The sequence below is a fragment of the Candidatus Neomarinimicrobiota bacterium genome, from assembly GCA_034716895.1.
Lineage (GTDB): Bacteria > Fidelibacterota > UBA8477 > UBA8477 > JABMPR01 > JABMPR01.
The window spans coordinates 1-11,126 of sequence record JAYEKW010000145.1 but is presented as its reverse complement, the minus strand read 5'-3'; the positions used below and the strand labels follow the sequence as shown (position 1 = coordinate 11,126).

8 protein-coding genes and 1 rRNA gene are annotated in these 11,126 nt (G+C 44.2%); 8 read left to right on the top strand and 1 reads right to left on the bottom strand.

Annotation, left to right across the window (positions count from 1 at the left end; all coding sequences use genetic code 11):
- Positions 1 to 221: 221 nt before the first annotated feature.
- From rrf to U9Q77_09060, 5 genes are all read left to right on the top strand, one after another.
- A 5S ribosomal RNA gene (gene rrf, locus U9Q77_09080) occupies positions 222 to 337 on the top strand.
- 386 nt (positions 338 to 723) lie between these two features.
- Positions 724 to 1,851, top strand: coding sequence for a hypothetical protein (locus U9Q77_09075; GenBank protein ID MEA3287509.1), 1,128 nt, complete (start codon positions 724 to 726; stop codon positions 1,849 to 1,851).
- A 10-nt stretch (positions 1,852 to 1,861) separates the two neighbouring features.
- Entirely contained in the window at positions 1,862 to 2,569 is a 708-nt protein-coding gene (locus tag U9Q77_09070) for a FecR family protein (GenBank protein ID MEA3287508.1), read from the top strand.
- Between the two features lie 23 nt (positions 2,570 to 2,592).
- On the top strand, positions 2,593 to 5,376 hold the full coding sequence (locus U9Q77_09065; protein MEA3287507.1) for a hypothetical protein: 2,784 nt from the start codon (positions 2,593 to 2,595) through the stop codon (positions 5,374 to 5,376).
- Between the two features lie 123 nt (positions 5,377 to 5,499).
- Complete coding sequence (locus U9Q77_09060; protein MEA3287506.1) at positions 5,500 to 7,917, top strand: adenylate/guanylate cyclase domain-containing protein; 2,418 nt, start codon at positions 5,500 to 5,502, stop codon at positions 7,915 to 7,917.
- A gap of 97 nt (positions 7,918 to 8,014) precedes the next feature.
- Here U9Q77_09060 and U9Q77_09055 read toward each other — a convergent pair whose 3' ends face one another.
- Positions 8,015 to 8,191 (bottom strand): hypothetical protein, encoded by a 177-nt coding sequence (locus tag U9Q77_09055; GenBank protein ID MEA3287505.1) that lies wholly within the window; start codon positions 8,189 to 8,191, stop codon positions 8,015 to 8,017.
- 28 nt (positions 8,192 to 8,219) lie between these two features.
- Between U9Q77_09055 and U9Q77_09050 the strand changes: the two genes are divergently transcribed.
- Genes U9Q77_09050 through tsaB form a run of 3 tightly spaced genes read left to right on the top strand, consistent with a single transcriptional unit; the run spans position 8,220 to position 10,917 of the window.
- Complete coding sequence (locus tag U9Q77_09050) at positions 8,220 to 9,788, top strand: bifunctional response regulator/alkaline phosphatase family protein (GenBank protein MEA3287504.1); 1,569 nt, start codon at positions 8,220 to 8,222, stop codon at positions 9,786 to 9,788.
- Entirely contained in the window at positions 9,788 to 10,237 is a 450-nt protein-coding gene (gene tsaE / locus U9Q77_09045; protein ID MEA3287503.1) for a tRNA (adenosine(37)-N6)-threonylcarbamoyltransferase complex ATPase subunit type 1 TsaE, read from the top strand. The genes U9Q77_09050 and tsaE overlap by 1 nt, the downstream gene beginning before the upstream one ends.
- Positions 10,237 to 10,917 carry a tRNA (adenosine(37)-N6)-threonylcarbamoyltransferase complex dimerization subunit type 1 TsaB gene (gene tsaB, locus U9Q77_09040; protein MEA3287502.1) on the top strand — a complete coding sequence of 227 codons (681 nt, stop codon included), beginning with the start codon at positions 10,237 to 10,239 and terminating at the stop codon, positions 10,915 to 10,917. The genes tsaE and tsaB overlap by 1 nt, the downstream gene beginning before the upstream one ends.
- Positions 10,918 to 11,126: the final 209 nt, after the last annotated feature.

Genomic DNA, 11,126 nt, shown 5'->3' with positions numbered 1-11,126 from the left:
GGTAAATTAGTACCACTCGGCTGAACACGTTACCGTGCTTACACCTGTGGTACTAATTTACCGTGAGGCTTGATCAATATTATTCTAACTCTAGTTCGCATATAACGCACTACTCAGCTTTTTCCCATACTTTGTCAATCCTGGCGCTTTTCGCAAGAAAAGCGACTCTGACAGGTGATTTACTGAAAAGAAATCACCGAGAAGATAAAGATTTTTGATTTTTCGACGACTTTAGCACAGGGGAAACACCCGATCCCATTCCGACCTCGGAAGTTAAGGCCTGTAGCGCCGATGATAGTGCATTCTTTGAGTGTGTGAAAGTAGGACGTTGTCGAGAAACCTTGAAGAGCCCCGAATCCTGAGATTATCGAAGGACGGGGCTCTTTCTATTTTTATGAACTCAGAACCTTCGAACAAGGAATGTCGGATAATGAAGTATGTCTCAAATCAACCGTCGTTATTCGAATTTCGATATTCAAAGTACAGTGGAGATTACCGCTCATCTTTATCTGGCCGACCTCATCGTGGCAAAGCTTTGCGAAGACAGGCGAGAGGTAACCTCAAATTGACATTCATATCCTTAACACATTTTAACGTCAATTTCATCGCTGAACGGTTGTTTATCTCTATGTCACTAACTAAATTCCCGCTAATATGGAAGATGATATGGCGCACGCAAGTATGATTTGCATGACTTATATTGCTTCTATGCAGGAGGAAGCTATGAAAAAGATTTATTTACTAATTATTCTTATTTTTGGCGTGTCACTTAGCGCTCAAACGATAACCGTAACGGCTCAACCTGACCTGGCCGAATGGGATATCATCTACGCAGCCGATGTAGAAGCAAGCTATGGCTCAGGAAGCCCACTTATCTTCGGCTATCGTATAGATGCTGGTAGTGATACCGTCAGGGACATGCGACTGGTTGTTTCAATGACAGCTACTGTTGAATACCTCGGTCTAAATCAAACCACTATTTTTAGCGTTGATGCTACCCTTGATCTGTTAGGTCCCATTTATATCGATAATCGACAACTTGACCTGAACACCGCCAGCGATGGTTTCCGTGATGAACTCGGCAATGAGATATCATTTAATACTTACACTTTTGATGCTATCAGCGGCGATGAATTTGAATCACTGAGAAATCAAGTGACCTCCAATCTGAAAATGCCCGATGGCCAATATGTGTTTAATCTTAACATTACGGCACCTGGCTATTCCGTTGATTATATCGGATTTGATCCACACAAGATCATCATCATCGAGCAACCTGCTAACATCGATCTAATATTTCCGCCCCTGGGCTACGAGTTTATCAGTAATACTTATCCAAACTTTGAATGGAATTCTACCGGCTGTGATGATTACTACATAAGAATCTGTGAGTATAATCCGATTCAACACAGCTCCCCCGCAGATGCCATTCAAAGTGAAGCCTCCTTTCCATTTCCGGATGATGGCTCATTCGTGTCCATGGGAAATAATTTTCAACTTGATTATTCAGCTGTGAATGGACGTCCTCTTGAAGTTGGTAAGGCATATGCCTGGCAGGTTAAAAAAATGTGTCAGACAACCGGTGCGGCTGAAGAATCCTATAGTGAAATATATGGCTTCACGATCACCGAAGCTGGTCAAACCATTACACCCTGCCAACAGCAGCTACGGAATGTTCTTGGCGATAGTCAGTACAATATTCTATTTGGACCCAACGGCCCACTGGAGGGCTATGGCGAATGTGCTGAGATCACCCTCGATGGTGAGAATATGAACACAACTGACTTTGGGGCTCTCCTGGTTCAACTAATGAGTGGAGCCTATGAGATTGAAAGCATTACGACACAATAGAGGGCTTATCATGAAATATTATAAGAAAATAGCATTTATTACCATTCTCCTGGTCCTTGTGTCAGCCGATGCTCTTGCTCAGGAACCCATCGGTGTGATTGCAAAATCACGGGGAACTACATTCCATAAAAAATTTAATGCGGATGACTATAGTCCCAATGCCGTGATGGGTACCCAACTAAAGAATCATGACTGGATCAAAACCGGAGAAGATGGTTTTGTGGCAATCTTTTTCCTCGACGACAAAAGTCAGCTCAAAGTCAAAGGGAACTCAGAGATGGAGATCCTGGCAGCTGTTGAACGAGGCAAGATATCTAAAACGATCTCATTGGATTATGGCACTGTAAAAGCCACAGTTAATAAGCAAAAAGGTGAGTTTCGGATCGCTACACCCACATCAGTGGCATCGGTCAAAGGCACGGAGTGGTGGGTCACCAGTGATGAGAATGGTGATTTATTTATTGTTGTTGAAGGTATTGTCGAAGTCGAGAATCTGATTAGTGGCACCGTCCAAAACGTTGGTGCTGATGAAACGGCTGCTTCCAGCCCGGATGGAACTGTCGAAGTCGAGGACACAGAAGAAGAAGATGTTCCCGACGATCCTGAGGAAGAAGGCGAAGAAGAAGAAACGGGCAGTACTATTCACGAACTTCGGATTCGCATGGTCAATGAAGAAACTAATTCTGAAAAATTTATCATAATCGAATACGCTGAATAACACTACCCTGACAGATATCTGACATGAAACGGTTACTTACCATACTGCTTGTGGGGATAGGGATTAATGCCTTCGCGTTGCAACAGCAAGGCGAGATCATCCATATTCCTCCCCAGGAAGCTATCGAGGGAAGCTCACTTACTCTTGAAGCCATCTATACCGGAGATTTGGATCAGATTGAAAAGGCCAAGATTCTCTATCGGCTGGCTGGACAAGTAGGATACCTGGAAGAGATCATGACTCTGGGAGAATTGGAGCTTTCAGGTGATCTGCCTGGTGAGATCATTGGCGCCCCCGGAATTGAATATGTGATCGTTTTGAGTATGAAAAATGGCGGACTCGTAGCATTTCCCCTTAACGATGACCCTCTTACAAACCCGCAGTATGTTGCCGTTTCTGAGCCAGGGCTTGCTGATAAGACAGTTGCTACAGGCGAGAATTTCGGTGAATTGATCATCTTGACTCCTGACCCTGGAACCATAGTTCCCTATGGCGAACCCATGATCATCGCAGTTTCTCTATTTAATCTTGAGAATGTTGATATTAACTCAGTCAGGGTTTCTTTTGATAATGTGGATGTTACAGCCTATTCCCTGGTAACTACTGATCTGATCACTTATAAACCAAATGCCCTGAGTGCTGGTAAACACAATATTTTCATTGAGGTCTCAAATATCTATGGTGTTCGCCTGTCATCAACATCCTGGAGTTTTAATATCCGTAGTCAGGCACAACAGATCTTTGATAGGCGGGTAAACGGAAATCTCACGCTTAGCCAACGAGAGGATCTGATCAATATCAGTAACACGGAGATCGATTCAGTTATCGGTGTTGATACTGTTTCCGTGCCAATCTATCTGCCCACATCTCAGAGAGTTTCTCGTGCTGATTTCTCAACCAATATCAGTTTTGACTGGGCTAAAATTAAAATATTTGGAAACCTGACTACCAAGGAGGATTCAACACTTCAGCCCCGGAATCGCTATGGGATCAAGGTGAGAACCTCTTGGTTAAAATATACTTATGGCGATGAAACACCCATGATGAATCGGCTGGCTCTTTGGGGCAAACGAGTACGTGGACACAATATCGATTTGCGCTTCAAGTATGTTAACCTGCATGTGGTTACTGGACAAACAGCGCGTGCTATTACCGGTGTCGCCAAATTCGATAGCACCGGCGCAGAGTGGAAACGCACTGGTTACAGTTTTGAGCGTGGTTTGTTTGCTATTCGTCCCAGTATTGGTTCAGGAAAGAATTTCCAGCTTGGGATGTTTTTTGTACACACCAGAGATAGTGTCAATAGCGTTGCAGCCCGCCCCACCTGGTGGGATGGAACAACATTTTCTGAGGAGCTGATCGGGGAATCAGGTATTGTCACGGTTCCATTCGGGGCAGATACTTTTACACTGGATGACAGCACACGCTCAATCCAATATTTTATGAATGGAAGTAACCCTGAAGACAACATCGTTGTGGGCTCAGATCTAAAGCTAGCCTTTGATAATCATCGCTTTGTCATGTCAGGTAGTGCCGCGTTCTCACTTCACAACAGGAACATTCTCGATGGACCGCTTACCCGGGCGCAACTTGATACTTTTGGATTACTCTCAGATACAACTTATGATGACACGATCGGTTCAGGTACGATAGACTTGCCCCTGTCGCTTATTGACGAAGCCCTGGCCGGTAAATTGGACTTTTTAATGACTGATGGAAAATTCGATCCAGGTAATCTGTCTGATTATTTTATCATCAACGAAAATCTGATTCTACCCATAGATATAGATAATATCACAAATGGAAATACTCTTGCTGGACTAACAGCCCTGGCTCTACACTTCTCAACCAAGCTGAACTATTATGGTAATTTTATTCATGTGGATTATCATCATGTTGGTCCTGGATATAAGGCACTTGGCAGTCCCGTATTGCGATTAGATGGCAAGGGGTGGAATGGCTGGAAGGTTACCGATAAGATTCGCATGCTCAATAATATGCTGTATCTGAATTTGGGCTGGCAATCGTATAAGAATAATACAACCTCTCAGGATCCCATCGCCAATCCGCGCTTGGAACAGAATGCTTTTAGCGGCGGGATCTCACTCAATCCGGGTCGCGGCCTACCTACTATTTCAACTAATATGAAGTTTTTCACTCGCGACAATAATATCGATGATACAACCCACACCGTGCAAATGCTGGCATCTGGTGTGGATACCATTCTGGTTACGGACAACCGCGAGCTTAACGAATCACTTAGCTCAAATGTGAATTTGACCTACAGTCTGAAACTGGGTCAGATCGAAAACACCTTCTCATTTAACCTGATGCGTTCAAACATGAATAACGCAGTTGTAGATCGCGAAGGATTGTTAAGGTCTTCAAGCCTGTATGGGCTCAATCTCAGATCATCTTGGGGAATTCCCCTTACTACGACCATCTCTGTTCGTAGTAATCAAAGTCAACTCTATGAGAATGATGACCCAAGCTATCAGGGCAATACCTTTAGTACTTATCGTCTTGGAGCAGGTTACCGACTCTTTAGCAGCCATCTCATTCTTAGAGGAAGCCTGCAGTATATGACCTTTGAAACAGAGAAATATGTTGAGGATGTGCTGACCTCTGCCTTAAAAACTCAAACAAATCTGCAGCTCAATGGTCAATATTCTTTCCGCCCCGTTAATATTGGTACTTCAGTGATCAAGTCCAGGGTCATTGGCAGCTATGAACAGCGTCAGTATATCAGCGATTATACAAATTATACTGATAATACAGTTTCTGCTCGTTTTGAAATGACATTCTAGATATCCTCAAGCAGATAACCCAACTCACTCCCTTCACCCTTCACCCAGCATATTCAAGTTTCAAGTACCCACCCAAATGATTACCTTGGTCACCGAGCAATAATTTAAAAACCGGAATCCCTCATGATCAAAAAATATGGCATTGGTGTTTTGTTCACTGTTGTAGCCATCATTCTGGCTCTTATACTTCAGATTTTTGGTCTACTCGACCTTGCAAATTTCAAAATTCTGGACTTCAATTTTCAGCTACGTGGCCCGCTCTCATCCTGGGCTTCTCACCAGGAATATCCAAATGATAGTCTTGATGTTGTCCTCGTCGATGTTGATGATGAAACTTTTCGCTTGTTAGGAGAGATTGGTTGGCCCTATCCCCGCGGTGAAATATGGGATAGAACCATAAAAAACCTGGCAGATGCAGGTGCCAAGGTAGTGGTCTTTGATATCCAGTTTGATGCACGTGATGCACATACTGCTCGTGTTTTATCTGTTTTTAATGGCGTATTGCCTGAAGGTTATACTGATGGGGATCAGGCAATAGTGGATGCCATTGAATATGCCCGGGAGAGAGGCACCGAAGTGGTCATGGCTTCCACTATAAAATCTGAACCCTCACGTATTCCACCTCAGATCCTGATCATACCCAACGATGTTATCATGCAGGTGAATCCGGATCATGGTCTGGTCGATATCGAAGAGGATAAAGATCACTTTACTCGTCGTTACCCGGTATTCAGTGCCATGACCCATGAACCTGATGTATGGCGACTTTCATTGGGTATGAAAGCAGTCAAGTACTTCCTTGATATCCCAGATGAACCAGGGTTGACCTTTGATGCCGATATGAGTGAGTTTATTTATGGTCCTTTGCGCATCCCTACTTATGGATCAGACCATCCAGGCTTTTTAACCAACATTTACGGACCAGCCTCCCATTCTCGGATCGGCGCGTCTGAACCCTGGCAGACCTTTAAACGCTTTCCCTTGGTTTGGATCATCGATACGGAGGATTATGATCTGCCTTCTTATGAAGAGGATACGAACTGGATGTCCAATTTTGATCCTTCCAGTACCTTGAATATGATGATGAGCTTGATGGATCCCACTCACCAGGTCTTAGAAAGCCCCTTTAAGGATAAGATCTGTATCATTGGTGTTTCGGTAGAGGTTATGCACGACTACAAATCTACTGCATTCTTTGATTATCTGGGAGCACCAACCCTCATGCCAGGTTTTGAATATCACGCTAATGCTACGCAGACCCTGTTGGATCAAAATTTTATTCATGTTCTGGGAAATACAATCGAATTCACCTCTGATTCTGCAGTATCACAAATAGTCCTGATCATTCTGGCCGCTTTTATTGCGTACCTGATCATTGTCTTTTTTGATCCACTCTGGGGTGGGATGTTGGTCGCATTTGAAGCTACTGTTTTGTTTAGTATTAGTGTGGGCCTGTTCACAAGGGATCAATTATGGCTGTTTAAATGGATATCCGGAAATTCTGAAGCGATTCAAATGCCACCACCAGGTGAGACGCTGTTTGTTCCTATTATGGCACCACTGGCAGTAATGGCCCTGACCTATTTGACCAATGTACTTTATAAATACATTTTGGAACAACGAGACAAACACTTTCTCAAAGATACCTTTGGTACCTACATCGCTCCAGAACTTATCGACCAGATGTATGAACAAAAGCAAGAACCCAAACTGGGTGGTGATGCCGGTATCCATACCGCTTTTTTTACAGACATTCAAAGTTTTTCCAGTTTTTCAGAAAAGTTAACTGCTGAGGAAGTCGTTGAATTACTGAATGAGTATCTAACCTCAATGACTGATATCCTCCTGGAGAATAAAGGTACTCTGGACAAATATATTGGTGATGCCATCGTCGCTTTTTATGGTGCCCCGGTCCCGGTGGATAATCATGAACACATGGCCTGTCTGACTGCTATAAATATGCAGCTTGGATTGGATGAGCTTCGTAAAAAGTGGCAATCAGAAGGTGACCGTTGGCCAGAGATCGTCCATCATATGCAGAATCGTATTGGTATCGCTACAGGTGATATGGTGACAGGAAATATGGGGTCGGCCATGCGCATGAATTACACAATGATGGGTGATATTGTGAACACTGCCGCTCGCCTGGAATCAGGCGCTAAACAATATGGGATCTACATTCAGGTTGCTGAAGCTACTTATCTGGCAGCCAAAGATGGTTTTGAATGGCGAGATCTGGACTATGCCATCGTTAAAGGGAAGACCGAACCGGTCAGAGTCTATGAACTCATATCCACTAAGGGTAATCTGCCAGATGGATATGCTGATATGCTCCACACCTACAACCAGGCTCTGGAACTCTACCGAAATCAAAAGTTTGTTGCTGCCCTGGAAGCTTTTAAAACCTCAGATGCTAAGGAGGATATGTTTCCCGGACGCAACACAAATCCAAGTCGTATGTATGTAGAACGTTGCAAAATATTTATGGAGAATCCGCCAGACCCGGATTGGGATGGCTCCTGGTTGCTTACTTCTAAGTAATAAGGAATAAGGAAGAGGGGATAGGTCGCAAGTTTTCGAATCTCATCAAACACAGCTGTCGAACTCGAGGCGGTTACTTCATCAATTGGTATAAGAATCACCAACAGCACCACACACTTTCCCAGCTATACTCTATTTCTATTAACTCGTGTCCATATAAAAAAGCACCACCACAAATTCCCAATTCCCAATTCCCAATTCCCATTTCCCAATTCCAAATTTCCAATTTCCAATTTCCAATTTCCATTTCCCATTTTCCATTTTCAACTTTCAATCTCTGCTTCCCCTCATATTTTCCACCCATGAATAAACCTGAATCTAACCGTGGAAAAATACTCTGGGCAGATGATGAGATAGACCTGCTCAGATCCCATGTTCTCTTCCTGGAAGGGAAGGGCTTTCAAGTTACCACTGTCACCAATGGTGATGATGCCATCGCCCTGTGTGGACAACAACGTTTCGATATTGTCCTCCTTGATGAGAACATGCCCGGGAAAGAAGGACTGGAAACACTGGCTATCCTGAAAGCTGAATTTCCAGCTTTACCCATCATCATGATCACCAAGAATGAGGAAGAGAGCCTCATGGAAGAAGCCATCGGTAGTCATATCTCTGATTATCTTACCAAACCGGTGAACCCTTCTCAAATTCTCCTGGCCATTATTAAAATTCTTGAAAATCGTCAGATTAAACAGGACGCGATTTCAGAGAAATATCTCCAGGCTTTTACCCGGCTCACCCAGCGTATCGAAGATAACCCGAGTCATCAGGACTGGATCGACATACACAATCAACTCTCCGCCTGGGAGTTGGAATTGGATGATTATCCAGACCTGGGTTTTGATGAAATGTTGTTGCAGCAGCAACACGAAGCCAACGATCTGTTCACCCGCTTCATTAAATCAAATTACGAGACCTGGGTTAATGGCATTCCTGATGAACGCCCGACCCTCTCACCTGATGTTTTTTCAAACTCAGTAAAACCCCTGCTGGAGCAGAACAAACGGGTTCTTATGCTCATAATCGACTGCATGCGCTGGGATCAGTGGTTGACATTGGAACCTCTCCTCTATCAGGATTATCAGATCACACGGAATGGCTATTATTCTTTATTACCCACTACTACCGAATACAGTCGCAATGCCATCTTTAGTGGACTTTTTCCCGATGATATGCAGCGTTTTCACCCCGAATGGTGGAGTGGCCGGGATGAACACAGCCTTAATCGTCATGAAGAAGATTTTCTCCATGAAAATATCCGAAGATCAGGTCTGGAGCTTAAACCGCAAGCCAAGTATAAGAAAGTTCTCAGTAATCGGGATGGCATTCAGTTTGCCAAACAGTTTGCTTCCTGGGGGAATCAGCAACTGGTTGCACTGGTTGTAAATCACGTTGACCTGTTGGCTCATCGAAGAACAGATTCCTCATTACTAAGAGAGATCCTGCCCAACGAAGCCAGCTACCGCGAAATTGTACGCGCCTGGTTCAATAATTCCTGGATCAAGGATGTGCTGGCAAGTGCAGCAAAACAAGGTTTCCATGTAATTGTAACTTCAGACCATGGCAGTGTCCGCGTTCAACAGCCCACCCAGATACTGGCTGACCGGGAAGCCTCAACCAACTTGCGCTTTAAGCAGGGACGGAATCTAAAGCCAAGTCCCAAGGATGCCTGGTATCTGGATGATCCGAAAAGATTGCGTATTCCCTCCACTGGACCAAGTGACACAATGGCCATTGCCCAGAAAATGTATTATTTCCTCTATCCCAATAATTTTAGAAAATTCCAAAATAAATTTGCTGATACCTATCAACATGGGGGACTGAGTATGTGGGAAATGCTCATACCCTTGGCACATCTGGAGCCTAAATAGTGCCTGCATACCATTTTAAAACACAGAGTGCAGCTGAAACCCAAATGCTGGCTAAGCGGATCGCAGCCCAGTTAAAGCCTGGTGATGTATTGGCCATGAGCGGTGATCTGGCCAGTGGCAAAACCACCTTTACCCAGGGGTTGACAGCTTATTTTGAAGTTGAAGAATACACCCTCAGTCCTACATTCACCTATATTAATGAGTACCATGGAAAAGATCAGGATATTGTCCATATAGATGCTTATCGTCTTTCAACTGGAGCAGAATTGATTTCCATGGGCATCTGGGAATACTATGAGTCAGGAGCGATCATTATTATTGAATGGGCTGATATTGTTGCAGATGCTATTCCTGCAGATGCCATTGGCCTTCGTTTTCGTCATGTAGGCGAATCTGGGGATGAACGTGAGATTCTGATAAATTCACCCCGTGTCCTAGAGTCGATCTGATGGTCATTGCTTGCGATACCTCCTCCGTGGTTTGCTCTGTAGCAATTGCTGACCAGGATCAGATCGTTTTTCAGAGGGAAGCCATCGGTGGTCAAATTCATATCGAAAAACTATCACTGTTTCTCCAGGAAGCATTGGACTTCTGCAAAGTGGAAGGCAAAAAGGTTTCCGCTTTGGCCCTGGCTATCGGACCTGGCAGCTTTAATGGCCTTCGCATCGGTCTGGCTACGATGAAAGCCTTAGCCCTGGCCCGTGAATTACCCCTGATCCCAATTGTGAGTACTGATGCTATGGCTTTAGGTTTACGCCAACAGTTGTCAGGTCGCTGCCGGGCGGTCATCTTTTCACATCGGAATTTTGTCCACTATGCTGATTATGATTTGGGAAATGAATACCCCCTCGTTACACCGACATTTCATTATGGACCTTGGGATAAGTTACCAGACCCAGATATTGACCACTATTTTGGCACTGCCGATCGAGGATTTGCCCAATGGCTCAATGAAGATCAAGCAACTGGATCCATCAAAGATAGATTCCATCATCTGGCTGCTGATGCAGGACAGGTAGCCTTTCTGGCTCAATTGCGCCACAATCAGGCAACCCCGGATCTAGATCAGTTGGAGCCCTTCTATAATGCTGAATATGAAGCCAAAAAATGGATTCCACCCACTTTTTAGGTTACCCTATACCTGAAATTTCGCTGATTTCAATAGCTGTCATACAAATCATTCTCAAGCCTCGATCCAAATATTTTCTGGCTCTTCCCCTAAATGCGTACCTGGAGACGAGGATGTCAGGGATATAAGGGTATAGAGGCTGTGTGAGAATAAGGACAACGCTTACCCCATGCTTTAGCTTGGGGGTATGATAACCTACTATTACCTAG